The organism is Chelatococcus sp. KU-N122 (genome assembly GCF_055391085.1).
In genome coordinates, this window is record NZ_AP043981.1 from 6,829,713 (window position 1) to 6,854,722 (window position 25,010).

General features: G+C 64.7%; 25 protein-coding genes and 1 pseudogene. 16 read left to right on the plus strand and 10 right to left on the minus strand.

Annotation, left to right across the window (positions count from 1 at the left end; all coding sequences use genetic code 11):
• Positions 1 to 123 precede the first annotated feature (123 nt).
• Positions 124 to 858 (plus strand): XRE family transcriptional regulator, encoded by a 735-nt coding sequence (locus ACZ5PO_RS30930; RefSeq protein ID WP_464186272.1) that lies wholly within the window; start codon positions 124 to 126, stop codon positions 856 to 858.
• Between the two features lie 81 nt (positions 859 to 939).
• On the opposite strand, the gene ACZ5PO_RS30935 is transcribed toward ACZ5PO_RS30930, so the two are convergent.
• The 4 genes from ACZ5PO_RS30935 to ACZ5PO_RS30950 all read right to left on the minus strand — a co-directional run bounded on the left by ACZ5PO_RS30935 (position 940) and on the right by ACZ5PO_RS30950 (position 4,387).
• Positions 940 to 1,068 carry a hypothetical protein gene (locus ACZ5PO_RS30935; protein ID WP_464186273.1) on the minus strand — a complete coding sequence of 43 codons (129 nt, stop codon included), beginning with the start codon at positions 1,066 to 1,068 and terminating at the stop codon, positions 940 to 942.
• A 120-nt stretch (positions 1,069 to 1,188) separates the two neighbouring features.
• Complete coding sequence (locus ACZ5PO_RS30940) at positions 1,189 to 2,400, minus strand: trans-sulfuration enzyme family protein (RefSeq protein ID WP_464186275.1); 1,212 nt, start codon at positions 2,398 to 2,400, stop codon at positions 1,189 to 1,191.
• Positions 2,401 to 2,545: 145 nt separating this feature from the next.
• Entirely contained in the window at positions 2,546 to 3,472 is a 927-nt protein-coding gene (locus ACZ5PO_RS30945) for a cation diffusion facilitator family transporter (protein WP_464186278.1), read from the minus strand.
• A 78-nt stretch (positions 3,473 to 3,550) separates the two neighbouring features.
• Positions 3,551 to 4,387 (minus strand): type 1 glutamine amidotransferase domain-containing protein, encoded by an 837-nt coding sequence (locus tag ACZ5PO_RS30950; protein WP_464186279.1) that lies wholly within the window; start codon positions 4,385 to 4,387, stop codon positions 3,551 to 3,553.
• A 785-nt stretch (positions 4,388 to 5,172) separates the two neighbouring features.
• Between ACZ5PO_RS30950 and ACZ5PO_RS30955 the strand changes: the two genes are divergently transcribed.
• The gene (locus ACZ5PO_RS30955) at positions 5,173 to 5,754 is read left to right on the plus strand and encodes a DUF4865 family protein (protein ID WP_464186281.1); all 582 of its coding nucleotides are present in this window, start codon (positions 5,173 to 5,175) and stop codon (positions 5,752 to 5,754) included.
• Between the two features lie 138 nt (positions 5,755 to 5,892).
• Here ACZ5PO_RS30955 and ACZ5PO_RS30960 read toward each other — a convergent pair whose 3' ends face one another.
• Positions 5,893 to 6,501 (minus strand): TetR/AcrR family transcriptional regulator, encoded by a 609-nt coding sequence (locus tag ACZ5PO_RS30960; RefSeq protein WP_464186282.1) that lies wholly within the window; start codon positions 6,499 to 6,501, stop codon positions 5,893 to 5,895.
• Positions 6,502 to 6,620: 119 nt separating this feature from the next.
• On the opposite strand from ACZ5PO_RS30960, the gene ACZ5PO_RS30965 reads away from it, so the two are divergent.
• From ACZ5PO_RS30965 to gcvPB, 3 genes are read left to right on the plus strand one after another with little or no spacing between them, the layout of a single operon-like run.
• The gene (locus tag ACZ5PO_RS30965; protein ID WP_464186283.1) at positions 6,621 to 7,775 is read left to right on the plus strand and encodes an ATP-NAD kinase family protein; all 1,155 of its coding nucleotides are present in this window, start codon (positions 6,621 to 6,623) and stop codon (positions 7,773 to 7,775) included.
• A 37-nt stretch (positions 7,776 to 7,812) separates the two neighbouring features.
• Positions 7,813 to 9,216, plus strand: a complete 1,404-nt coding sequence (gene gcvPA, locus ACZ5PO_RS30970; RefSeq protein ID WP_464186284.1) for an aminomethyl-transferring glycine dehydrogenase subunit GcvPA — start codon at positions 7,813 to 7,815, stop codon at positions 9,214 to 9,216.
• Complete coding sequence (gene gcvPB, locus ACZ5PO_RS30975) at positions 9,213 to 10,766, plus strand: aminomethyl-transferring glycine dehydrogenase subunit GcvPB (protein WP_464186285.1); 1,554 nt, start codon at positions 9,213 to 9,215, stop codon at positions 10,764 to 10,766. Before gcvPA ends, gcvPB begins: the two co-directional genes overlap by 4 nt.
• Positions 10,767 to 10,831: 65 nt before the next feature.
• On the opposite strand, the gene ACZ5PO_RS30980 is transcribed toward gcvPB, so the two are convergent.
• A complete protein-coding gene (locus tag ACZ5PO_RS30980; protein WP_464197126.1) occupies positions 10,832 to 11,713 on the minus strand; it encodes an SDR family oxidoreductase in 882 nt (293 codons plus the stop codon).
• Between the two features lie 108 nt (positions 11,714 to 11,821).
• Between ACZ5PO_RS30980 and ACZ5PO_RS30985 the strand changes: the two genes are divergently transcribed.
• A complete protein-coding gene (locus ACZ5PO_RS30985) occupies positions 11,822 to 12,712 on the plus strand; it encodes a LysR family transcriptional regulator (protein WP_464186287.1) in 891 nt (296 codons plus the stop codon).
• A 29-nt stretch (positions 12,713 to 12,741) separates the two neighbouring features.
• On the opposite strand, the gene ACZ5PO_RS30990 is transcribed toward ACZ5PO_RS30985, so the two are convergent.
• Complete coding sequence (locus tag ACZ5PO_RS30990) at positions 12,742 to 13,068, minus strand: LysR substrate-binding domain-containing protein (protein ID WP_464186289.1); 327 nt, start codon at positions 13,066 to 13,068, stop codon at positions 12,742 to 12,744.
• Between the two features lie 38 nt (positions 13,069 to 13,106).
• Here ACZ5PO_RS30990 and ACZ5PO_RS30995 point away from each other — a divergent pair.
• From ACZ5PO_RS30995 to ACZ5PO_RS31010, 4 genes and pseudogenes are all read left to right on the plus strand, one after another.
• Positions 13,107 to 13,352: pseudogene (locus ACZ5PO_RS30995) on the plus strand (alcohol dehydrogenase catalytic domain-containing protein); the annotation flags it as partial.
• Between the two features lie 7 nt (positions 13,353 to 13,359).
• Complete coding sequence (locus ACZ5PO_RS31000; RefSeq protein WP_464186291.1) at positions 13,360 to 13,821, plus strand: GGDEF domain-containing protein; 462 nt, start codon at positions 13,360 to 13,362, stop codon at positions 13,819 to 13,821.
• Positions 13,822 to 14,007: 186 nt separating this feature from the next.
• Positions 14,008 to 14,544: a TetR/AcrR family transcriptional regulator gene (locus tag ACZ5PO_RS31005; protein WP_464186292.1), complete on the plus strand. Its 537-nt coding sequence runs from the start codon at positions 14,008 to 14,010 to the stop codon at positions 14,542 to 14,544.
• 69 nt (positions 14,545 to 14,613) lie between these two features.
• Positions 14,614 to 15,516, plus strand: a complete 903-nt coding sequence (locus ACZ5PO_RS31010; RefSeq protein ID WP_464186294.1) for a DMT family transporter — start codon at positions 14,614 to 14,616, stop codon at positions 15,514 to 15,516.
• Between the two features lie 471 nt (positions 15,517 to 15,987).
• Here the strand turns inward: ACZ5PO_RS31010 and ACZ5PO_RS31015 are convergent, their stop codons facing one another.
• Together ACZ5PO_RS31015 and ACZ5PO_RS31020 are read right to left on the minus strand one after the other, a co-directional pair.
• Entirely contained in the window at positions 15,988 to 16,212 is a 225-nt protein-coding gene (locus ACZ5PO_RS31015) for a DUF1413 domain-containing protein (protein ID WP_464186295.1), read from the minus strand.
• 108 nt (positions 16,213 to 16,320) lie between these two features.
• Positions 16,321 to 17,193: a LysR family transcriptional regulator gene (locus ACZ5PO_RS31020; RefSeq protein ID WP_464186296.1), complete on the minus strand. Its 873-nt coding sequence runs from the start codon at positions 17,191 to 17,193 to the stop codon at positions 16,321 to 16,323.
• A 176-nt stretch (positions 17,194 to 17,369) separates the two neighbouring features.
• Here ACZ5PO_RS31020 and ACZ5PO_RS31025 point away from each other — a divergent pair, with 176 nt between their 5' ends.
• Entirely contained in the window at positions 17,370 to 18,380 is a 1,011-nt protein-coding gene (locus tag ACZ5PO_RS31025) for a zinc-dependent alcohol dehydrogenase family protein (protein WP_464186297.1), read from the plus strand.
• A 225-nt stretch (positions 18,381 to 18,605) separates the two neighbouring features.
• On the opposite strand, the gene ACZ5PO_RS31030 is transcribed toward ACZ5PO_RS31025, so the two are convergent.
• Positions 18,606 to 19,601, minus strand: a complete 996-nt coding sequence (locus ACZ5PO_RS31030) for a GntR family transcriptional regulator (protein WP_464186298.1) — start codon at positions 19,599 to 19,601, stop codon at positions 18,606 to 18,608.
• 183 nt (positions 19,602 to 19,784) lie between these two features.
• On the opposite strand from ACZ5PO_RS31030, the gene ACZ5PO_RS31035 reads away from it, so the two are divergent.
• The 5 genes from ACZ5PO_RS31035 (at position 19,785) to ACZ5PO_RS31055 (ending at position 25,004) form a co-directional block, all read left to right on the plus strand.
• On the plus strand, positions 19,785 to 20,969 hold the full coding sequence (locus tag ACZ5PO_RS31035) for an alpha-hydroxy acid oxidase (RefSeq protein ID WP_464186299.1): 1,185 nt from the start codon (positions 19,785 to 19,787) through the stop codon (positions 20,967 to 20,969).
• Between the two features lie 43 nt (positions 20,970 to 21,012).
• Positions 21,013 to 21,777 (plus strand): acetoacetate decarboxylase family protein, encoded by a 765-nt coding sequence (locus tag ACZ5PO_RS31040; protein WP_464186301.1) that lies wholly within the window; start codon positions 21,013 to 21,015, stop codon positions 21,775 to 21,777.
• Positions 21,778 to 22,015: 238 nt separating this feature from the next.
• The gene (locus tag ACZ5PO_RS31045) at positions 22,016 to 23,266 is read left to right on the plus strand and encodes an ABC transporter substrate-binding protein (RefSeq protein ID WP_464186303.1); all 1,251 of its coding nucleotides are present in this window, start codon (positions 22,016 to 22,018) and stop codon (positions 23,264 to 23,266) included.
• The gene (locus ACZ5PO_RS31050; protein WP_464186304.1) at positions 23,263 to 24,003 is read left to right on the plus strand and encodes an SDR family NAD(P)-dependent oxidoreductase; all 741 of its coding nucleotides are present in this window, start codon (positions 23,263 to 23,265) and stop codon (positions 24,001 to 24,003) included. Before ACZ5PO_RS31045 ends, ACZ5PO_RS31050 begins: the two co-directional genes overlap by 4 nt.
• 155 nt (positions 24,004 to 24,158) lie before the next feature.
• The gene (locus ACZ5PO_RS31055; protein ID WP_464186305.1) at positions 24,159 to 25,004 is read left to right on the plus strand and encodes a fumarylacetoacetate hydrolase family protein; all 846 of its coding nucleotides are present in this window, start codon (positions 24,159 to 24,161) and stop codon (positions 25,002 to 25,004) included.
• Positions 25,005 to 25,010 lie beyond the last annotated feature (6 nt).

The window sequence follows — 25,010 nt, forward strand, 5'->3', positions numbered from 1 at the left end:
GATTTTTCGCTATCCAGCATATTGACTTCGCGATAGCGAACGCGCCCATCTTCTATCGAGACAATACGAAACTTCCAGGGATGAAATTTTCTTTTTAGCGCAGAGTCCAGGGACGAAAGTTTCATGAGACGGGCAAAGCAAGCCATCGAACGAACGCAGATCGAGAGTGCGGACGGATCAGGCGCCGACAAGAGCCTGGACGCCGGCGCCGGACAGGCCGACGCCAGCTTCATCGCGCGTCTGCATGAGCTCGTGCGCATCGTGGGCGGAGGGAGCACGCTGGCGCGCAAGGCCGGCATCTCGCACAGCGGCCTCAGCCGCTATCTGGCCGGCAGCGATCCCTCGCGTCGCGTGCTTGTGGCTCTGGCCGACGCCGCCGGCGTGCGCGTCGACTGGCTGGCGAGCGGCACGGGCCCCATGCGGGACAGCGAGGCCGCGCAATTGCCCGGCAGCACCCTGCGCCTGTTGCCGCTGCTCACGCGGCCGCAGGCGCTATCGAGCCGAGCCGCTGCGTCGGACGTGCCCGACTTCACCGCCCAGGCGTTCTGCTACAAGTGGCTCAACGACCACGGTCTGGACAGCAGCAACCTCGCCGTCATGCTGGTGCAGGGCGACGGCATGTCGCCGACCTTGCAAGGAGGCGACACGATCCTGATCGACACCCTCGGGCGCGACATCGAGGATGGCCGCATCTACGTTCTAAGGGACTCCGGCAATCTGCTGGTGAGGCGCCTGTACCTCGAAAACGGCAACGTGGTCCGGGCGCTGGCCGACAACGAGCGGCATCAGCACTTTTCCGTCGATGCGGACGAGATGGACATCGTCGGCCGTGTCGTGTGGCGAGGGTCGCTGCTCTAGCCTCCCCGGAGGCCGGACGGAGCGAAGCCAGGTTCAGCCGAGCAGCGCGTGCCCTACGATTGCGCAAGACCATCTGCATCTTCAAATATAGTCCACGACGAATGCTTGATTTTCAAGTGGATGGATGGCCGGGTCGAGCTCGGCCAGGGCGCTGGAAGGCTTGCGGCTGACCTTGATGCCGTCATGGCCGGGCTTGACCCGGTCATCCATCCACTCAAAGACTTAAAGCCTCGGTGCAGTGCTCCCGGCAAATAAGCTGAAGCGCTCCAGATTCAAAAAATTACGAGCATTTCTCTGCAATTGGATGATCTCATCCAATTGCGAACGGCTCTAGGCCAGCGCCTCGTCGAGATCGGCAATCAGGTCGCCTGCATCCTCCAGCCCGACGGAGAGACGGAAGACGCCGTCGCTCGCCCACGCGCGATAGGCCGCCGCAGCCGCCCCTTCCAGATGGAAAGACGAGCGGAGGATGTCGTCGGTCGGAATGTGGAAGATCAGGCTCTTGGTCTTGCCGAGCGAGACGGCGTAGGCGATCACCCGCAGCCGCTCGGCCATCTGGCGGGCACGCTCCCGCCCGTCGCCGCGGACGGTGAAGGACAGGAGGCCCGAGAAGTTCCGCATCTGCCGCCAGGCGAGGTCGTGCTGCGGATGCCGCGCGGAGCCCGGCCAATAGACCGCGGCAACGCGAGGGTGATCGGCGAGAAAAGCCTCCACCTGCCGCGCGTTGGCCTCGTGCAGCAGCATGCGAGGTGCCAGCGTCTCCAGCCCGCGCAGGATGAGCCAGGCGGAGAAGGGTGACAGGACGCCGCCGAGATGGATGAGAGCCGTCTTGCGCAGGGCGTCGATCGCCTCGCGGCGACCGATGATGGCGCCGCCGAGCGCGTCGCCGTGGCCGCACGCGTATTTCGTCAGCGAGTGGACGACATAGTCGGCGCCGAGCGCCAGCGGCTTGATGCCGAGCGGCGTGGCGATGGTGGAGTCGACCGAAAGGGCGACGCCGGGATGGGAGCGGGCGACGGCGGCGATCGCCTCGATGTCGGCAAGCCGCAGGATCGGATTGGCCGGGGTCTCGATATGGATCAGCCGTGTCTGCGGCCGGATGGCGGCCGCCACCGCCTGCGGATCGGAGCTGTCGACCGTGGTGACGGCGATGCCCTTGGGGGGAAGGCTATCGTGCGCCAGCTCGGCGACGCCGGCGTAGCAGACGTTCGACAGCACCAGGTGATCGCCGGCATTGAGCCGATCGAGCAGCAGGGCCGACAGGGCGGCCATGCCGCTGGCAAAGGTCAGCGCCGCCTCGCCGCCGTCGAGGGCGGCGAGGCGCGTCTCGAGAAGCTGGAGGGTCGGGTTGCTCCAGCGCGTATAGAAATGCGGCGCGTCCTCGGCGAGGTCATTCGCCGAGAACCCCACCGCGTCGGGGTGGGTATGAAAGCTGGTGGACAGGATCGGCGGTGCGGCGACGGGCTCGCCGGTGCCGCGCCGGTTCTCGCCGGCATGCAGTGCCAGCGTGGCGCTCCCTGGCCGCGGCTCCTGCTTTGTCATTGCGCTTCCTTTCCAAATTCCGGGCGTCGGCCGGGCGCGGCCTCGAGGCGGTCGCCGACGAGACCGTCGCCGCCGAGGCCTTCGCGCAGAAGGGACGAGCACCAGACTATCGCCTTCCCCTGGCGCAAGAATTCTGTGGCCTTGTTCAGTCCGCCCATTCCGGGTCCGTCGTGAAGACGATCGTCAGCCATCGGTCCGGACTATCCCCGCCGATTGCCTCGCCGATCTCGTCGCGAAGATGATCCCACTCCTCCAGCCTTTTGGCAGGCCAGCCGACAGGAACAATGAAATAAAGCTCGATCTGACGGCCTCGGCCGACCCTGGCGACGTAGGCCCGGTAGGAGGCAAACCCGTGGCGATGCACGATCGTCTGCGCGATCTGATCCACATGGCGCTTCAGGTCCGAGGGCGTGACCAGCAGGATGTCGGCCAGCGCCTGGCGCACCGTGCCGATGGGCACCGGGATCACCGCAAGACACACGAGCGCCAGTGCGGCGGGGTCGATATAGGGCGACATCCATGCGAGGCCGGTGCCCTGGATCAGGTAGCCGAAGACGAAGGCGACGAGGAGCGCCCCGGTCAGCGCAGCCGACATCAGCCACGCCTTTGCATCCAGCGCGAGGAAATTCGATCGCAGCGTCCGGTTCGCCTTGAAATCGAGTATCGCCATGCCGATTGCCGCGAGAAGCGTGACCGCCGCATAGATGATGGCTTGATCGAAGGCGAGTTGACGCCCGCCCGCCAGAAGACTTCCGACGGCATTGATGAGCGCATAGGTTGCCGCACCCATCAACAAGACACCATTCAACCCGAGAACCATGGGCTCCAGATGCCAGAAGCCCATGGTGAATCGCTCGACCAGCTTGCTCCCGGTGGGATTGCCACTGGTCGAAGCGGCGATCAGGCTCGACACCAGCAGGGCCACCACGGTCATGGTGGCATCCGTCAGGGAGTACACGCCGTCGAAGACGATTGCGGACGAACCCGACAGCAGGCCGAACAGGATGCCGAGACCGGCCAGCACAGCGGTCACGGCGATCGAAATCCGAAGGACGCCCTGTTCCGTTTTCATGTTCCGGCCCTTCGACTGGTTCGAGACCGTCGCGGCTGTGCGAGATACTGCGATGCAGCGACGAGAACCGAGACACCATCAGTATTCGTCAAGGGCCTCCAGCACGAGATCCGCCGTGATCCCGCTGCTGTATTGCTGTTGGCCGGTGATCAGGCGACCGTCCCGGATGGCGAACGGCTCATTGGCGCCGCGACAGAGGAAGCTCGTGCCGTCGATGCCGACGGCCTCGCTCTGAATGGTGTATTCATTCAGCGTCATGCCGAAGGCGACATTGACCTCCTCTTCCTCCTCGTCGGTGAATCCCGTCCATTTCTTGCCTTCGGCCAACAGCTTGCCGTTGGACAGGCGGGTCCAAAGCAGGAGCGACGAACCGTGGCAGATGAGCGCGACGATTTTCTGCTTCTCATAGAACGACGCGATCAGCGCATGCAGCGCCGTGTCGTCCTTGAACGTCAGGAGCGGACCGCCGCCGCCGGCGACCCAGACCGCGTCATAGTCGTTCACCGCCACCGCGCTGATGGGAAGGGTGTCCTTCAGCATCGCTCCGAATGTGTGATGATGGACGAAGCCCAGGCTGATGAGATCGTCGGCATAGGCTCCACCGGGCGTGCGAGGATCGCTATGGGTGTCGAACATCACCTCGCCGCCGTTCGGCGAGGCCAGATCCACCCGATGTCCCGCCTCGGTGAACATCAGGAAGGCGCGCGTCATTTCCTCGGCGAAGAAGCCGACCGGAAAGCCCTTGAGCTGCGTCGTGTTGGAGGCGATCGACAGGATGCGACGCGGCTTGCGCTTCATGCCGCTCCGGGTTTCGACTTTCAGGTCCGATGCTGACATGTGCAGATTGCTCCTTGTTGTCGGGTCTCGTGAAACGCGGAACCAGCCCGCCACATGGCCGATGCTGCGGTCGACCACGTCGGGCTGATCGTAATACTGGAGATGCTTGGTCCCGTTTTCCCGGATCAGCGTCTTGTCCGGGGTTGGGATCGGCTCGAATTGCCGCCGTGCCGGGATCGTTCATGATGGTGCAGCAGCTTTCCCATCGCCTGAGCGTCCACGGTCCGTACCAGCTCCACACGAGCGGGCCCGGCAGGCCCGCATCCAGGCTCCCGCTCGCCGAACTCGGGAGCAACAAGAGGCTTGTACACGAGCTCACCAGCAGCCTCTAGTGTGGTGGATCTGAAGTTCCTGCCCCCCACACGGCATCAGCGTTCAGGACCTTCAGATCCATTAAACCACACTAGAATCATAGAGTTGCTAGTGTGGCTTAGGAATCCGAATTTCGCTCCCAGCGCTGCCCCAGGGTGGTGCGAATTTCGGATTCGCCACACTAGCGCGCCCTCGCATCACGAGCGCGTGCACGCCGAGGCGCCGGGCGGCCTCCAGGTGCTCACGCGTCGGCGCCGTCGCCGGATCGAACGGGCTTTCCGTGACGCCGGCCGCAATCACGAATAGGTCGTGGCCTTGCGATCGCGATCGTATCCGGCCACCGAGGTGACTGCCTCGATGCGACCATCGCAGAAGGCGATGGCGAGCGCTCAACGGCCTCTGCACCGCTTCGACATGGAGGCCCTCATCGGACATCCATTACAGATCAGCATCACTGAAATAGCATATCATACCGCTTTCCAATGACCGGACAGCACCTACTCTGACGTGAAAAGCCGTGAGCGCGGACCACGCGGACCAGGAGCCCCGACATGATCATCGTCCACTACGCCCATCATCTGCCCGCCGACTACGATGTCGGTCTGATCCGCACCCGCGTGCGGGAACGCGGTCCTGTCTGGGACACCGCGCCGGAGCTCTACTTCAAGGGCTTTCTGCTGCGCGAGACCGGCCGGTTCGGGGCGTCCGCGAACAGTTTCTCCTCGCTCTACCTGTGGCGTCGCGACGAAGCTCTTCGCGATTGGCTGGTGCGTGGCGGCTACGAGATCGTCACGGATTCGTTTGGGCGCGCCGCGATCGAGACCTTCCTCGCGCTCGATGCCTTCAGAGGCAAGGGACGTGAGCCTCGCTTCCTCTATCGGGAGGATGTGGACATCCCGCTCGATGCGGACCTGACGGCAGCCATCGCGCGAGAAATCGAGCAAGCCCGAGAGCGCGCCACCCGGCCGGATGCCGTCTCGGCCGTGATCGGTCTGGACTCGCACAACTGGAAGTTCGCGCGTGTGCTGGTGTCGGAGGAGCAGCCCGACGCAAACGCGCGCGGTGTCGCCTACCAGATTGCCCATCTGTCACGTCCGCTCCTCGACACGCTGCCGCAAGGAGCGTCCCGATAGCGACCGCTTCGAGGCCGGCCCGCATCGGCCAGATCGAAGGAGCTTATTGGCTGATTGTCTCGATCCCGGATGCTCTCATTTGCTCGACGCTGGCGGTGGCGATTGTTGCGATCATCGCCGTCGACGTCATGGACGGCATCAAGTCGGAAGCGCAGACGGATGTGTTGTCAGCAGACCGGACAGGAGGACAGGAAGGCTCTCGGCCACCTTGCGTGACGCCTCGTGCGGATCTTCGGCATTCGCAACCCAGAGCGACGCTCCGAGGGCGGCGGCGCTTACCAGACGTGCGGTTGCCTCGGCATCGACCGGCTGAACGACACCCTCTTCGATGAGAAGCTCGATCTGTTTCCTCGTATTGCGGACGCAGGCGATCTGCGTTGGCCAACTCGACGGCTCGCCCAGCACGGCGGGACCATCAAGGAGGACAATGCGCTGGATTTCCGGCTCGGCCGCCATCGCCACATAGGCCACCAGCTCGTCGATCAATGCGCCCCATGTCGATGTGGCCCGCTTCGAGATAACGGACAAGCGCTCGGTCATCTCCGCGTCGAGTTGCTCGATCACGGCCTCCAAGAGCCCCTTCTTACCTCCGAACTGATGATAGAGCGCCCCGCGGGTCAGACCCGCCTCGGCGGTCAGATCCTCCATCGCGCTCTCGGCATAGCCCTTCACCGCAAATGCCTTGCGGGCGGCAGCGATCAGCTTCTCGCGCGTCTCTGCCATCGTCTCAGCGCGGGTACGCCCCATACGATCTCCATTTCACATACAAAGCGCATCTGACTTGACATACACAATGTATGTCGATACGCCTTTCACGTACATAATGTATGTGAACCCTTGTACCAGGACAAGTTCGTCGGGGCAGCATGGCCGATTTCAATCTGACCGCCCGTGACCGCGAGGACCCGCTTCTGGGTCTCGTCATCAATCCGTTCGCGGGGATGGGCGGACGCGTTGGCCTGAAGGGCACCGACGGTGACGGCATCGTCAGGGAGGCGCTGCGTCGCGGAGCACGCCCGCTTGCCGCACAGAAAGCGGCTCGTGCACTCTCCCGCGTGGCAGCATCGTTTCCGGTGCTTCGGATCCTGACCGCCGCGGGTGCCATGGGTGAGGACGTCGCGCGCGACGCCGGCTTTGCACCCGTCGTATTGCATCGACCAGAAGCTGCGTCATCCACCAGCGCCGATACACGAGCAGCGGCCGCGGCGATGGCGGATCGTGGTGTTGACCTGCTTCTGTTCGTTGGGGGCGACGGTACCGCGCGAGACATTCTTGGCGCTGTCGGCAATTGCGTTCCCCTCCTCGGCGTCCCGGCCGGCGTGAAGATGCATTCGGCCGTATTCGGGACGAGCCCGAACAACGCCGGCCTGCTTGCGGAATTATTCCTCGCCGGTAGCCCGGCCGCAGCGTTGCGCGAAGCCGAGGTGATGGACCTGGACGAAGCCGCCATCCGCGAAGACCGCGTGTCGGCGCGCCTGTTCGGCTATGCGAGCAGCCCGTTTGAGCGCCAACTGGCACAGAACGCCAAGGCTGGAGCGCGCCCAGGCGAAGACGCGACGCTCGACGCGATCGCCCGGCAGATCGCCGCCGCAATGCGACCGGGATGTCTCTACATCTTGGGACCGGGCACCACCTCCCGCCGCGTCTCCGAAGCGCTGGGCATCCCCTCCACTTTGCTCGGCGTGGACGCCGTGCTGGACGGCACACCGGTCGGCCTGGACCTCGATGAACGGGCGTTGCTGCAGCACATGGACGGCCGTGAGGCTCACATCATCGTGGGCGTTCTGGGCGGGCAAGGAAGCCTGTTCGGCCGCGGCAATCAACAGATCAGCGCGGACGTCATACGTCGGACCGGTCGCGAACGGATCACCGTGATCGCTACCCTGGAAAAGCTCATCGCACTCGACGGCGCACCGCTGCGCGTCGACACCGGCGATGACGAGATCGACGCCATGCTCGCGGGCCACATCCGCGTCGAGACCGCCCCCGGTCGAAGCACGCGCTTCAGGGTCGCGGCCTGACCGCACGCCATCGTCAATTCAATCCAGGAGACCTTCCATGAGACCGCCGACAGCCCACCCTTACATGGCCAACTCGGTGCCCGCGATCCAGCAGAAGATGCTGGACGCCGTCGGCGTCGGCAGCATCGAGGAACTATTCGTCCAGATCCCCCCAGATCATCGCCTGGCGCGTCCGCTCGACCTACCGCCGGCGCTCAGCGAACGCGAGCTGCGGCGCCATCTTGTCGAGACCCTGGCCAAGAATCGCACCACCGAGCAAAACCTGAGTTTCCTTGGCGCCGGCATCTGGCAGCATCACGTCCCCGCTGCTGTCGATGAGATCGTTCGTCGCAACGAATGGCTGACATCGATCTTCGGCGAGCCCAGTTCCGACCATGGCCGTAACCAGGCATGGTTCGAATTCTGCAGCCAGCTCGGCGAGTTGCTGAACCTCGACCTCGTCGGCCTGCCCGTGCGCAGCTGGGGCACTGCTGCCGGTCACGCGATGCGCATGGCGTCGCGCCTGACGGCCCGTGACGAAGTGGCGATCGTCCGTGCGATCGACCCCGAACGACTGTCGGTGATCCGCAACTATTGCGAGCCTCCCGAGATGGCGAACCACATCGCCATCCGTCTCGTCGACTATGATCCGGCCACCGGCCTGATCGACATGGACGACCTGCGCGCCGCCGTGAGCGAACGGACCGCCGCGGTCTATTTCGAAGTGCCTTCCTATCTTGGAGTGATCGAGCATCAAGCGGCCGAAATCGCCGCTATCGCCCGCGCGGCGGGTGCCGAGACGGTCGTGGGCGTCGATCCGATCTCGCTTGGCGTGCTCGCTGCACCGGCCGAATATGGCGCCGACCTCGTGGTCGGCACCATCCAGCCGCTGGGCGTCCATCTCCACGCAGGCGGCGGCGTCGGCGGCTTCATCGCCTCGCGCGATGAACCACGCTACGCCGAAGAATATCCGACGCTGTTCATCAGCATTTCGGAGACGCTGAAGCCGGGTGAGCATGGCTTTGGCCTCGGGTTGTTCCATCAGTCTTCCTACGGCTTGCGCGACAAGGGCAACGATTGGACCGGACATTCCGTCTACATGTGGGCGATTGCCGCCACCGCCTACATGGCGATGATGGGACCACATGGCTTCGCGGAGGTCGGCAAGCTGATCCTCCAGCGCGCCCATCATGCCGCGCGACTGCTCTCCGCGATCGACGGCGTCCGCGTGACCTTCCCCTCGGGCTTCTTCAAGGAGTTCGTCGTCAGTTTCGACGGCACCGGCAAACGCGTCGCCGAGATCAACGACGCCTTGCGCGATGAAGGGATCTTCGGCGGCAAAGATCTATCGAGTGACTTCCCCGAGCTGGGCCAGAGCGCGCTCTATTGCGTGACCGAGATCCACACCCTTTCCGACATCGAGCGCCTGGCCGGCGCCCTGAAGAAGGCGATTGCGCGATGACCGTCGAGCTGAAGGAATATCATGCGCCGGTCTGGAACGAGCCGATCATCATGGAGATGGGCCATCCCGGTCGCCGCGGCCTGCTGCACCCGCAGGCTGAACCGGCGATCCGGGAGCAGATCGGGGACGCCACCGATCTGATCCCCGCCGCGCTGCGCCGCCACGACAAGCCCGCACTGCCGGAGATGTCGGAGCCGGAAGTCCTTTACCATTACCTGCGGCTGTCGCAGCAGACACTCGGCATGATGGGCATCAGCCTCTTCGGCACCTGCACGATGAAATACAATCCGCAGATCAACGAGCAGATGGCATGGCGCCCGGAGCTCACCCAGCTCCACCCGCATCAGCATGAGAATACGATGCAGGGCGCGCTGGAGATCGTGCACGGTATGGACCTGATCCTGCGCGAGCTATCGGGCATGGACCAGTTCGTGTTTCAGGCCGGCGGCGGTGCCGAGGCGGCCTTTACGCACTGCGCGGTGACGCGCGCCTACCACGCCTCGCGCGGCGAACTGGCCCAGCGCGACGAGATCATCACGACGATCCAGACCCACCCGTGCAACGCAGCGACCGCCGCCGCCGCCGGGTTCAAGGTCATCACGCTGATGCTCGACGAGAACGGCTATCCGTCGCTCGACGCGCTGAAGGCGGCCGTTTCGGATCGCACGGCTGCGCTGATGGTCAATAATCCTGACGACATGGGCGTCTACAATCCCGAGATCAAGGAGTGGACCCGCATCGTCCACGAGGCCGGTGGCCTGTGCTTCTACGACCATGCGAACTTCAACGGCGTCATGTCCAAGATCCGCGCGCGCGAGATCGGCTTCGACGCTTGCATGTTCATGCTGCACAAGACCTTCGGCGCCCCCAAGAGCGGCGTCGGCGGCCCGGCGACGGGCGCATATGGCTGCGCCGCTGAGCTCGCGCCTTTCCTTCCCTCGCCACTCGTGACGCTGAATGACGGCCACTACCGCCTCGACCATGATCGGCCGCAGAGCGTGGGCAAGATCCGCGAGTTCTGGGGCAATGTGCCGGTCATCGTAAAGGCCTATGGCTGGGCGCGCGCCATGGGCGTCGAAGGGATCGGGCAAGCGTCCGACATCTCGGTGCTCGCCAACAACTATATGGAAAAGGGGCTCCTCGCGATCCGCGGCGTCACGCGCTCGCACCCCGACGCCGGAACGCCGCGGCTCGAGATGACGCGCTACAGTCTCCAGACCATGAAGGAGGAAACCGGCGTCGACGTTCACGACGTCCAGAACCGGATGACTGATTTCGGCATAGACGCCATGTGGTCCAGCCACGAACCGTGGCTGCTGCCCGAACCCTTCACCCCTGAAGCGGGCGAAATGTATGGGAAAGAAGCGCTCGACCGGTGGATCGCCGTGCTCGCTCGGATCTCGGACGAAGCCTATTCCAACCCGCAGATCGTCAAGACCTCGCCGCACAACCAGGCAATCCACCGCCTGAAGCCCGGGGCGACCGACGACCCCGCCAGCCGCGCAATGACCTGGCGCGCGTTCAGGAAAAAGCGAGCCAAGGGAAACTAGTGTGGTGGATCTGAAGTTCCTGCTCCCCGCATGGCATCAATGTTCGGGACCTTCAGATCTGGCGCTCAGGCCGTCGTGTTCTGCTGCGAGACGAGCCCCGCCGCGAAGTCGCGATAGGAGCGCAGCGGACGGCCCAGGATCCTGGTCAGACGCTCGACGTCGCCGGCTTCCGGGATCATGCCATCGCTGACATAGCGCTCGGCCATCAGGCGCATTTCATAGGCCATCCACTTCGGCATGAAGCTCGCCATGTTCTGTTCGAACCCGCTGGGATCATCGCCGCCATAGGCCACGGGGCGGCCCAGGACGTCCGACCAGATCGCGGCCACGTCCGAACCCGTCAGGGTATCGGGGCCGACCAGGTTGATGGTCTCGAGCGGCAGCTTGCCCGGGGCCCGGTCACGACGGATCAGCTCGATCGCTGCGACCTCGGCGATGTCGTGGGCGTCGACCATGGCGACCCCCTTGCCGCCGATCGGCATCGGATAGACGCCATGGTTGAAGATGACGTCCTTGATCATGACCTCATTGTCGATGAAGTAGGACGGGCGCAGGATCGTGGCGCTGAAGTCCATCTGCTCGAGCATCCGCTCAGCGCCGGACTTCACCGCGAAGTGCGGCACGTTTGTGAAGCGATCGGCGCGGATCACCGACAGATAGACGACCCGCTCGACGCCCGCCTCGCGGGCGATGTTGAGGGTGATGATCGCCTGGGTGAATTCGTCGCCGGTGACCGCATTGAGCAGGAACAGGGTGCTGACGCCGTTGAACGCGCTGCGCAGCGCATCAATGTCGAGCAGCTCGCCCTGCGCGATTTCGACGCCGGCCGGGAACTTGGCCTTCGAGGGGTCGCGGGTGAGCACGCGCACATTGGCGCCGCGCTGAACGAGCTGGTCGACGACATGGCGGCCGACGCGGCCGGTGGCACCTGTCACGAGAATGGTCATGGGGGTCACTCCTTGTTTGGGCCAACAGAGGCATTGGCCAAGGTAGTGATCCATGGTTGCGCAAATAGACGCTATATTTGGACAGACCGTCTCACCGATGGAACACGCATGGACCTGCTCGCTCTCGCTGATTTCAACCTGGTCGCGCGACACGAGGGCTTCGGCAAGGCGGCTCGCGCATCCGGGCGCCCAAAAGCCACCTTGTCCCGACGCGTGGGAGAACTGGAGGCGAGCCTCGGCATACGCCTGTTCGAGCGCAGCGCGCGGGCTCTGAAGCTGACCGAGGAAGGAAGGGCGTTGTTCGAGCGCGCTGGCCTGCTGCTCACTGAGCTGGAGGAGACAGCCGCATCGATCGCCTCGGGCGGAGAACGGCCACGGGGGCGGTTGCGGATAAGCGCTCCGCTACTGTTTGCACAGACCGCGATGGGCAAGATCGCCGCAGAGTTCTCCCTGAAATACCCGGAGGTGCGGCTCGAGGTCACCACGGAAGACCGGGCCGTCGATATGATCGAGGAGGGATTCGATCTGGTGATACGGGTCAATCCGGATCCGGACGAAAGCCTGGTTGGACGAGCTTTCCTGCGCGATCGGCTGGTGGTCGTGGCAAGTCCCGGCCTGCCTCGACCGATCGCGGGTGAACCCGCTCGTGCGGTCGTGCGCTCGGCGGGCGACAGACCGACGTGGGACGTGAAGACGCCGGACGGCCCCGGAAAAATCGCGGTCACGCCGGTCCTCGCTCTGTCCTCGCTCGTCATGGTGCGGGATGCCGTACGCGCGGGTGTCGGCGCCGGCCGTCTCCCCGTGTCCCTGGTGAGCCACGATTTGGCGGACGGCACCCTGGTGCAATGGGGAGAGATCGACGAGCCCGACATAGCCCTATGGACTCTCTACCCATCCAGGCGCCTGCTGAGCGCTCGCGTCTCGACATTTCTCGATTATCTCAAGCAAGCCTTTCCCATGGGAACGCCTGACGAACTGGCCGCCTATATCGGCAAGTGACGCCTCGGCCGCTCGCACCACCGCGACCTCTATGCGATCGGCGAAGATAGTCTGCTCGTCGTCGCCACTCGGCCCGGAAGGACGTTCTGCAATTGGGTCAGGAAGGCACGCACGGCAGGATTGGCCCGGCGACTTTCTGGCCAAACGGCCGTGATGTTGTGCCGCTCGACCGCATAGTCGGAGAGAACCGGCACCAGGTCGCCGCGCACCACATGGGGCGCCGCGACGAAGTCCGCGCTGATGCCGATGCCGCCACCGGCCACCAGCGCTGCCATCAACGCTTCGCTGGCGTCCATGACAATGCCGGATGGGGGCACGATTTCGCGATCCCCGACACGGAACGGCCAGCGCAACATCTGGCCGTTGCTTTGATAGCGGAGGTTCACTGGCGGCGGGCGATGTGCTGGTCGGGGTCCATGCGGTCGGTCTCAACCCGCCGGATTGGTATCTGCGGGATGGCTACCGCTCGCTTCCTCCCGAGTGGCAACCGCAGCCTTCGTTTCCGCTCATCCTGGGATCGGACGTGTCCGGCGTGGTCGAGGCGGTCGCAGACGGCGTGGAGGGCTTCAGCGTGGGCGACGAAGTCTACGCGATGGTGCGCTTCCCCGAGGATGTCATGGAGGGCAGCAAGTCGGAAGCGCAGACCGATGTGTTGTCTGGACTGCTCAATCGCCGCGGTTTCGAAGCGCGCGCGCGATACGCTGGCGCGGCAAACGACCGACGCACAGGTCGCCATGATCCTGAGCGACCTCGATCACTTCAAGTCGATCGACGACCGCTTCGGACATATCAGCGGCGACAGAATCATCCGAACCTTCGCAAAAACTCTCAAGGACAACGCTCCTCGTGATGCGATCATCGCCCGCCTTGGCGGCGAGGAATTTGCGGTGCTGCTTCCATCGGGACAGGCCCTCGCTGCGCACCTCTTGGCCGAAGCTGCTCGGTCCGCATTCAAGGACGTGGCGCCCAGTATCGTTTCGGACGAATTCAGCCCGACGGCGAGCTTCGGGATCACGGTTGCACGCGAAGACGAGGGCCTTCCGGCGTTGATGGATCGTGTCGACCGCGCGCTCTACGAAGGACGCGATTGCATCCGACAGGTTGAATAAGCTCGGCCTTCAGGTCGAGCGTGACCCGCATTTCGCGACCCAGTACGCCGACGTATCCTGGGATTGGTGCGGCTTGCATTTCACGACCGAAAGGTCCATAAATGTGAAATGCGGGCACAAACTTTATCGCGGATGCCGCGTGGCCGCCCCCGCGAATTCGATGCCGATGTGGCCGTCGAATGCGCCATGAATGTTTTCTGGTCGCGCGGCTATCATGGTACGTCGCTCCCAGACCTTCTGGAAGCGACGCGCCTTTCGCGTGGAAGCCTCTATTCAGCCTTTGGCGACAAGCACGGGCTCTTCCTTTGCGCCCTCGACCGCTACATCGACGATGCACTGGAGCGGATCGAGCGGGAACTTGATCCAGGAAAGCCGGCACTCGCGGGTCTTCGAGACTGCCTGGCGGGCTATGTCGCGCGCACCAGTGGTACAGCCGGCAGGCGTGGATGCCTGGTTGTAGCGACAGCCATGGAGTTGGCGGCGCACGACGTGGAGGCGGCCCAGCGCGTCCGACGCTTCTTCGAGGCTATGGAGGCGCGCATGACCGCGGCCTTGGCGCGCGCGCGGGTCGAGGGCGAACTGGCTGAGGGCATTGAACCGGCGTCCGCGGCCCACCTCCTGCTCTGCTTGCTCGAAGGCCTGCGTGTTGTGGGCAAAACAGGCCAAGAGCCGAGCAGGTCGGCGGCTTCCGTGCTGACATTCGTCGAGCGCCTCGCAAAGTAAACTGCCACGCAGCCGAGCGCGCCCGCGTCATGTCGATTTATGGACCAAAAGGTCCAAAAAGAGGATGCTATGCCGCCGATTCAAGTCTTCTGCGCCGTGCTTGTGCCGCTGATCTGGGGCGTGCAATACGCAGTCATCAAGGTTGGATTGGCAGCCTTCCCGCCATTGTTCTTCGTAGGCTTGCGCTTCGCAGTTGTATCTGCGGTTTTAATACCGTTCGTTGGACGACCAACGAAACGTGAGCTGGGCGCATTCTTCGTCATTTCGATCTTCATCGGTGGCCTCAACTTCGGCCTCGTGTTCGTTGGCCTCACACAGGCACCCGCTAGCGTGACCGGCATAGCGAATCAGCTGTGGTCTCCATTCACGTTGGTTCTCGCCTGGCCTCTCCTCGGTGAAAGACCGCCGCTGCGCGTTGTTCTCGGGGTCCTGATCGCCCTCGCCGGGGTGATCTTGGCTATTGCCAATCCCGAGGTCGCTATACCGGTCGTCCCGACACTTTTTGTCGTCGGATCGGCCCTGGCGCTTGCCACCGGAAGCGTTCTGACCAAGCTATACGGTCCATTTGATCCGCTGAAACTAATGGCGTGGATGTCGCTATTCACGGTTCCGCAGGTTCTGGTCGTGTCGGTGATCACCGAGGCGGGACAGATGACCGCACTTTCAACTGCGGGTCTCTCGGCATGGCTGTCGTTTGCCTACACGGTGATTCTCGGCGGCATCGTCGGCTTTGGCTTGTGGTTCTGGCTGGTCGCGCGCTGCTCTATGGCGCGGGTCGCGCCCTACACGCTGTTGCAGGGGGCCTTCGCAGTCACCGCCGGGGTGATCTTGCGGAACGAGCCACTGACTGCAAATCTCGTCGCGGGAGCAACCATCTGCATCGCGGGCGTAGCCATCACGCAGCGGCGATCCCTCACGTTGCCAGGCGAACCGGCAGCAGCTTCCGCGCCTGCCGGTAAGGCTGGGAGCTGAGTGTATCACGACAACTGCATTCCTAAATGGAGCTATGGACCTCCGCGCCCTGCGCACTTCGTCGTAGCGGCGGAAGAGCCGACTTTCCGCCGTGCGGCACCGCGGCCACGCATCAATCAATCCATTATCTCGCGGCATGTGTGCGACATCGAAGAAGAGTTAGCGATCAGTCTAATCAACTTAATTGACACGATTATTTGCGATGAGATAGGGTTTTGTTGTAGTTTGGCGTAAAACGGCGTGGCGGGCCGCGCGGGAACCAGATGAGAACTACGCCTACGCTATAGCCCTCTAACGCCGCCTGGGAGTACGGGGGGCATTAGAGATTTCCACCTCCGGGCGGATACACTGCCAATGACCCGCCCTGTATACGCGCTTATGCCGATTGCACGACGGCGATCAGGCGACGCGCAGGTTGTTCGCACACCACCGGCATTCGGTCGGCGCCGTGGCCACGTTTGGCAAGCCTCACTAAGCCTTGAGGTAGACGCGTCCGCCCGCCTTCTTTTTCCCGGTGTCGGCGACATTGGCGAACCTCCCCTTTTGGACGAGGTTCATGAATTCGCGACCGAGCTTGACCTTGTCGCCGACATAAAGCTCGTTCCAGTCCGACCCGTAGATTTCGGGAAAATGAAACTCCCCCGGAGATAGCGTCGAAATCGCCGCTTCCAAGACCTTCAGTCGTTCTGCGTGCATGGGCTCTCCTTGATCCTGCGGTCACTCAGGCGACAAGCGCGACGGTTCGACGCCGGAAACGCGTTTCCAGATGTCCTCGACGGCGGCGTTGCGTCGCGCCTTGGGCTCTTAGACGCCCACCACTTTCATGAAGTCGATAAACGCCCGCACGGATGCGGCCATGTGCGTGCGCTCCGAGTAATAGAGGTAGAACCCCGGAAAAACCTTACACCAAGGTTCCAGGACCCGGATGAGTTCCTTGTTTTCCACGAAGGGCCCGACCAGGTCTTCGATGAGGTAAGCCAATCCAAGCCCCTGACGCGCCGCTGAAAGCAGCAGATCCGTGTCGTTTACGGTGAGTACGTTCTCGACATCAACATCGATCGCACCATCTACACCTTCGAACCGCCACGGATACAAGGCTCCCGTGCTTTTCCATTTGTAGGTAAGGCAGAAGTGGTCATTCAGATCGGCCGGAGCTTGAGGCAGCCGCCGGTCCGCAAAATAGGAGGGTGCTCCGACAACCGCCATTCGAAGATCATGTGTAATGCGCACGGCGACCATATCACGGCTGATTTGCCCCCCAATCCGAACACCCGCATCGAAACCTTGGGCAACAACATCCGTGATGTCATTGTCTATCACGAGATCGAGGCGGACCTCCGGATAGGCAAGACGAAACTGCTGCAATCTCGGCAGGATCGCGATCTGCGCAGCAATGCTTGGTAAATTGACGCGAACCACGCCTTTCGGCTTGTCCTGATAGGCCCCGACCGCCATCACAGCCTCGTCCATACCCATCATCATTGGCTTGATGCGATCATAGAGGACACTTCCCGCTTCCGTCAGACCGACACTGCGAGTTGTTCGATTGAGGAGGCGTATCCCGAGACGGCTCTCCAACGAGCGGACGGTGCGGCTCAGCGCCGACGGCGATATCGCCAGCCGTTTTGCAGCGCGCCCGAATGCCCGCTCGTCGCAGACTGCGACGAAGGCCTTCAACCGGGTAAACTCCGCCCCGTCCATTGTGATCCCTAAATGCAATACTTCATGCCGAATTTATACCATACTCAGACATAATCGCCATACTGCATATTATGCCGGAAGACGCGTGGGAAGCATCCGGTGCGATATCGGGAACGCACTCGTCGTTCAGCAACAAGCGGAGAATGGCGACGATGAGACGCTGGGAAATTGATGCAATAGGCAGGCAGCACCTCACGCTGAATGATGTCGAGGTCCCAAGACCTGCTACGGGAGAGGTTTTGGTAAAAGTGAACGCAGTCGCGCTGAATTACCGCGACAAGATGGTCGTCGAGACCGGCCGGGGACTTCCTCTCAAGTTCCCGTTCACGCCTGGCTCCGACCTCGCCGGAGAGGTGGTCGCTCTTGGGGAAGGCGCTGCCCGCTTCGAGTTGGGCATGAACGTAATCTCGACGGCGACACCAGACTGGATCGACGGCCTGCGCGCAGGTACCGCACGCACACCGGCTTATCAGACACTGGGAGGCTTCTATCCGGGTGTGCTCGCAGAGTATGTCGCGATGCCGGAAGACTGGTTTGTCCTTGCACCGACGTCGCTGGAGGCCTGGCAGGCCAGCACGCTTTCAATTGCAGGGCTAACGGCTTGGTTTGCTCTCGTCGAAAGGGCGGGAATTCGTGCTGGCGATACAGTTCTCATTCCCAGCACAGGCGGGGTCGCCCTGTTCGGGGTGCAAATTGCCAAAGCCAATGGTGCTAAGGTAATTGTCTGCAGCCAGCCTGAACATGAGGAACGCGCGAGGGCACTCGGTGCGGACCACTTTATCGACGCCAATAGCGACTGGATGGAAACCGTCTACCAGCTCACGTCCGAACGAGGTGCAGACGTCGTCTTGGACGTCATTGGCGGTAGGCATCTCGGACAATCTGTTGAAGTCACTGCCGTAGGCGGCAGTGTTTGTCAGATCGGCGCGCTTGACGGATGGGACATCACAGCGCCCGCTATGCCGCTAATGCTCAAAGACATCACAATCCATGGCATCGGAACCGGCAGCAGAAAGGCGCTGGAGCGGTTCGTCAGAGCTATCGATCAGACCCGTATCGTCCCCGTTGTCGATTCTCGCTATTCACTGGCCGATCTTCCCGCAGCCTTCGACCACTTGGATCGAGGAGCATTTGGCAAGATCGTCATCGACGTCACTCAATAGACGCCCCCCGCAGTCTGGCCCTTCGGGTGGAGGGAGAACGGTGGCGATCGGCGGTAAGTCGTTCGCAAAACTGGCTGTTTTGGCTGAAGTGGCGGGCCATGCGGGATTCGAACCCGCCGCTCTTCGTGATCCCGATCGCGCCCGCACGGCCTGATCCGCAAAACGCCGCCCTTGCGCCCTTCGCCCTGCCCGGCGGCGCTCGCTCCGCGTCGGTGACGCCGCGCCTCACACCGCGGCCAGATACGGCGGCAGCGGTTGCGGCTTGATGCGGGCGGTGACGTCGAAGCGGCGGAGCCAGCGGCTGACGGCGTCCTCCAGGTGGGCCCGCAGCGCCTCCGCCGCGCGCTCGGCCTCCCCCGCGAGCAGGCGGTCGACGATCGCCAGATGCTCGCGCAAGGCCGCCTCGATCAGCTCGATCGGAATGCCGAGGAACGGATCGAACAGGTAGCGCGTCGGGCCGAACAGCAGGTGCGTGCGCTTCAGGGCACGGAGGATCTCGTCGTTGGGGCAATGGCCCAAGAGGTCGATGTGCATGTCGGCCTCGGCCCGGTCGAACAGCGCGCTGTCCATGGGCGTCGTCCGCCGCGCCGCCACGATGTGGTCACGCATGCGCTCGAGCACGGGCCGCGGCACGGCCGCTGCCGCCTGCAGCAGGGCCGTCGGCTCCAGCAGGCAGCGCATCTCGTAGAGATGGCGGATGCGGTCCGGCGTCACGCGCTCGGCAATCCAATGGCCGGCGCTGTCCTTGGCGATGATGCCGACGCCGTGCATGCGCGCCAGCAGATCGCGCGTCACGGTGCGGCTGACGTTGAAGTGCTGGGCGAGCCGCATCTCGTTGACGCGCATGGAGCCGAACAGCGTGCGCACGAACAGCTCCTGCTCCACCTCCTTGTACATGCGCTCCCACTGCCGCGGCGCCGAGATGGCGACCGGTTCGAGCGCCGCGAGGCCGCCGTCCTCGTCGTCGCCGGCGCCGGCAACCCGGTAACCGCGCCCGGCGAGCTCCTCGACCAGGCCGTCTTCGCTGAGCCGGCTCAGGGCCCGGCGCGCCGGCGAGCGGCTGATGCCGAAGGCGCGGACCAGCTCCGCCTCCAGGAGGCGCTCGCCCGACTTGATCTGCCCCGCTTCGATCATGCCCTTCAGCATCAGGTAGATCTGCTCCTGCAGCGAGGCGGCGGGCTCACCGCCTTCGGTCAGAACGGGAATTTCGGCCTCTGTCATCGATCCTGCTTGCTCTGTCCCCTGACGTCCGACGTTGCCGCGGATCGTGACGCCTATCCGACACGGCGCCGCGCCGGCAAGAGCGCCCGCCGCAGCGACGACCGCCTTGACTCCGGCCGACGGATGTCATTTAACCCCATTACGTACTTTGGATGCAATGTACGTAACAGAGGTTTTCGCCCCGTGTCAGGCAGCGCCATCACCAACATCGAGGACCTGCGCCGGCTTGCCGAACGGCGCGTGCCGCGCATGTTCTACGACTACGTCGATGGCGGCTCCTGGAGCGAGGCGACGTATCGCGCCAACACCGACGATCTCGCCAGGATCCCGCTGCGCCAGCGTGTCGGCGTGAACATTGCCGCCCGCAACCTGAGCTCCCGCATGCTGGGTGAGCCGGTGACCATGCCGGTGGCCCTGGCGCCCACCGGACTCGCCGGCATGCAGTGGGCCGACGGCGAGATCCTCGCGGCGCGCGCGGCGGAGCGGTTCGGCGTGCCGTTCACGCTGTCGACGGTCAGCATCTGCTCCATCGAGGACGTGGCGGCCCACACCAGCCGTCCGTTCTGGTTTCAGCTCTACGTGATGAGGGACCGGGCCTTCATCGAGCGCCTGATCGCCCGCGCACGCGACGCCAACTGCTCGGCACTGGTGCTGACCCTCGACCTGCAGATCCAGGGGCAGCGCCACAAGGACATCAAGAACGGCCTGTCGACGCCGCCCAAGCCGACGCTGCGCAACCTCGTCAACCTCGCCACCAAGCCACGCTGGTGCCTGGGCATGCTGGGCACCAGGCGCCACACCTTCCGCAACATCGTCGGCCACGTGGACGGCATCGACGACGTGTCGTCGCTGGCGCAATGGATCAGCGGCCAGTTCGACCAGACGCTGAGCTGGGACGACGTGCGCTGGGTGCGCCGGCTCTGGGACCGCAAGCTCGTCCTGAAGGGCATCCTCGACGTGGAGGATGCGCGCCTCGCCGCGACGACGGGCGCGGACGCGATCGTCGTCTCCAACCACGGCGGACGGCAGCTCGACGGCGCGCCGTCCAGCATCTCGGCGCTGCCCCAGATCGCCGCCGCGGTCGGCGACCGCATCGAGGTGCTGTTCGACGGCGGCATCCGCTCGGGACAGGACGTGCTGAGGGCGCTCGGCCTCGGCGCCCGTGGCGCGATGATCGGGCGCGCCTTCCTTTACGGCCTCGGCGCCTTGGGCGAGGACGGGGTCACCTGCTGCCTCGACATCCTGCGCAAGGAGCTCGACGTGACCATGGCGCTCTGCGGCATCACCGATGTCGCCGACGCCGAGCGTGCGCTTCTCGCCAACGCGGACCGTCCGACGCCGGAGCGCCGTCTCGCCCGGCCGGCGTGACGCACGCGGCGGCCCGGGGCTATCGATCAAGGGAGTGAACGCGATGTTCGGTGACTACAAGATGCATCCCAACAGCGGGGTGAACCCGCCCTATTCGCCGGCCTATCCGGTGGAATGGGAATGCGCGCTGCGCACCCTGGAGGTGATGACGCGGGTCGACCAGCGGAAGGTTGCCGCGCTGCTCGCCGACACGCCGTTCGAGCTGGTCAACGACCGCGTCGCCTTCCGCTTCATGGCCTCACCCGGCCATACGCTCGCGGTGCACCAGGGGCGGATGTTCGACCTGATGGTGACGGTCGCCGTGCGCTACGAGGACCTGTTCACCCAGACGCACATCTACATGTATTGCAGCGATCCCATGGGCATCGCCGCCGGCCGCGAGCTGTTCGGCTACACCAAGAAGGACTGCACCTACCGCTTCGACGAGGCGGCGGACGGTGCGATCGCGGGCTGGGTCAACCGCCGCGGCGTCCAGCTCGCGGACTTCTCCTTCACGCCGGATCCGTCGGCGCCGGTGGTGCGCCTCGTCGACGGCGCCGAGCAGCCGGGCGGCGAGATCCACGTGCGGCGCCTGCCCCACCCGGAGCGGCTGGAGACCGCCTACGCCGACATCGTCTACCGGCGCACGCCCCTCGCCTATTCCGCACCGGTAGCCGGCCGCGCGGCAATGACGCTCCACCCCAGCGCATTCGACCCGCTCACCGAGCTGGAGCCGGAGATCCTGTCAGCCCAGTTCATGGTGTCGGACGTCTACGGCGGTGGCTTCGCGGTGGAGGACCGGCGCCTGCTGAAGCGGCTCATCCCGTAGCTAAGCGGACGGCAGGCTCTGCGGGCGTCGAGTTTCACCCCCACCAGTCCCTTCCGCTTCGCTTCGCACGGGACAGCCTCCCCACAAGGGGGAGGCCGTTGGTTAGGCCGCCTCGCCCCAATTTCTCCGCGCTTCAAGAGAGCGGCGCCTCCCTTCCGCTTGTGAGGAGGGGTGGGGGTGAACCGCAACGCTGTCAGAACAAGAGCTTAGACCAAGACATCCAGGGAGGATCGTTCACATGACAATGGATCGACTCACGGCCGGCAGCGGACTGTCGCGGCGGAGCTTGATGCTGACGGCGCTGGCGACGCTCGCCGCCGGCGCGCCGGCCATGGCCTTGGCCGAGGACGGCAGGGCGATCCGCGTCGGCGTGCTGACGGACATGTCGAGCCTCTATTCCGACGTCACCGGCAAGGGCTCGGTGCTCGCCGCCCAGATGGCGGTCGAGGACTTCAGCGCCGCGAACAAGGGGCTGAAGATCGAGGTCGTCAGCGCCGATCACCAGAACAAGGCCGACGTCGCGGCGGCGATCGCGCGCAAGTGGGTCGACCAGGACGGCGTCGACGTGATCGTCGACGTGCCCAACTCGGCGGTGGCGCTCGCCGTCGGCAACATCGTGCGCGAGAAGAACAAGGTGATGCTGGCCTCGGGCCCGTCGTCCTCGGACCTCACGGGCAAGGCCTGCTCGCCCAACACCATCCACTGGACCTACGACACCTATGCGCTGGCGACCGGTGCGGCGACCGCGGTCGTCGAATCCGGCGGAAAGTCGTGGTTCACGCTGACGGCCGACTACGCCTTCGGCCATGCCATGGAGCAGGACGTCAAGAACGTGGTCGCGCGCACCGGCGGCCAGGTGATCGGCGGCGTGCGCACGCCGCTCAACACCCAGGACTTCTCCTCCTTCCTCTTGCAGGCACAGGTCTCCAAGGCGCAGGTGATCGGCCTGATCAACGCCGGCGGCGACACCATCAACTCGATCAAGCAGGCGGTTGAGTTCGGCATCCCGACCGGCGGCCAGCGGCTGGTCGCGACGGTGCTGTACATCACCGACGTGCACTCGCTCGGGCTTCCCATCGCCCAGGGCTTGCAGTTCACCGAGGCCTTCTACTGGGACCTCAACGACGACACCCGCGCCTGGACCAAGCGCTTCGCGCCGCGCAACGACGGCCGCTATCCCAGTGCGCTGCACGCCGGCGCCTATGCCTCGGTGCTGCACTACCTGCGCGCCGCGGCGGCCGTGGGCAGCGCCGCCGACGGCAAGGCCGTGGTCGACAAGATGAAGGAGCTGCCGACCGACGACCCGCTGTTCGGCAAGGGCAGCGTCCGCGCCGACGGCCGCAAGATCCACCCCATGTACCTGTTCCAGGTCAAGACGCCGGCGGAATCGAAGTATCCCTGGGATTACTACACGGTGCTCAAGACCATTCCGGCCGAGCAGGTCTGGCGCCCCCTGGCCGAGGGCGGCTGCCCGTTCGTGAAGCTGTGAGCGTCGCCCTGGTCACCGGTGGTGGCGGCGGCATCGGCCGCGCCATCGCGCTGCGGCTCGCCACGGCCGGTGCGGACGTCGCCGTCGTGGACATGGACGAGGCCCTTGGCGCGGAGACCGCCCGGCAGGTCGAGGCGGCCGGCCGCAAGGCGCTGTTCCTCAAGGCCGACGTCTCCGTCGGCGCCGAGGTCGAGGCGTTCGTGGCGGCGGCGGAGGACCGGCTGGGGCCGATCGACGCCTTCGCCAACAATGCCGGCATCGAAGGGGTGATCGCGCCGATCGACGAGTATCCGGACGACGTCTTCGACCGGCTGCTGGCCGTGAACGCGCGCGGCGTATTCCTCGGCCTCAAGCACGTGCTGGCGCGCATGCGCCGGCGCAACGCCGGGGCGATCGTCAACACGGCGTCGACGTCGGCCATCCGCGGCCGCCCCGGGCTCGCCGGCTACGTGGCCACCAAGCACGCGGTGCTCGGCCTCACCCGCGTCGCGGCGCTCGACGTGGCCGGCACCGCCATCCGCGTCAACGCGGTGCTGCCCGGACCGGTCGACACGCGCATGATCCATGCCCTGGACACCCAGGCCCAGGCGGCCGGCGGCATCCGGCGGGCGGGGGCCGGCACCGCCTACGGCCGGCCCGAGGACGTGGCGGCCGTCGTCGCCTTCCTGCTGTCAGCCGATGCCCGCCATGTGAACGGCGCCGCCTGGACGGTCGACGCCGGCTCGACCATCGCATAGAGAGGGATGATTTTTCTTCGAATCATCATCCCTTTCTAAGCCATTACTCAAGCATGATCTTTTCCAAAAACCGGTGTCCACTTTTTGGGATCATGCTCTAATCGCTACGCCGCCGAACGACCCGGCATCCACCCCAGACCAACCGGACGTGACCCATGAAACTCTGCCGCTTTGGTGCCGCCGGACAGGAGAAGCCTGCCCTCCTCGATCGCGATGGCGGTCTGCGTGACCTGTCCGGCGTCTGCGCCGACATCGACGCCGCCACGCTGTCGGCCGACAACCTGGCGAAGCTCGCCGCCGTCGACCCGGCCGGGCTGCCCCGCGTGGCCGGCGATCCGCGCCTCGGCGTTCCCTATACCGGCCTGTCGAAATTCGTCTGTATCGGCCTCAACTACTCCGACCATGCGGCGGAGGCCGGCATGGCCGTGCCGACGGAGCCGATCATCTTCCTGAAGGCGCCGAGCGCGCTCACCGGCCCCGCCGATCCCATCATCCAGCCACGCCATTCGACCAAGCTGGACTGGGAGGTGGAGCTCGGCGTCGTCATCGGCCGCAAGGCATCGTACGTGTCGGAGGACGAGGCGCTCGACCACGTGGCGGGCTACTGCGTCGTCAACGACGTCTCCGAGCGCGCCTTCCAGATGCAGTCGTCGCAGTGGGACAAGGGCAAGGGCTGCGACAGCTTCGGCCCGGTCGGCCCCTGGCTGGTGACGCCGGATGAGGTCGCCGACCCGCAGGATCTCGACATGTGGCTCGACGTGAACGGCGTGCGCATGCAGGCCGGCAACACGCGCACCATGATCTTCGGCGTCCGCACGCTGATCTCATACTGCAGCCGCTATATGACGCTGCTTCCGGGCGACATCATCGCCACGGGAACACCGCCCGGCGTCGGCATGGGCATCAAGCCGGAGCCGGTGTGGCTCAAGCCCGGCGACGTGGTCGAGCTCGGCATCGCCGGACTGGGCCGGCAGCGCCAGGTGGTGACGCCTGCCGCCTGAGGCGCG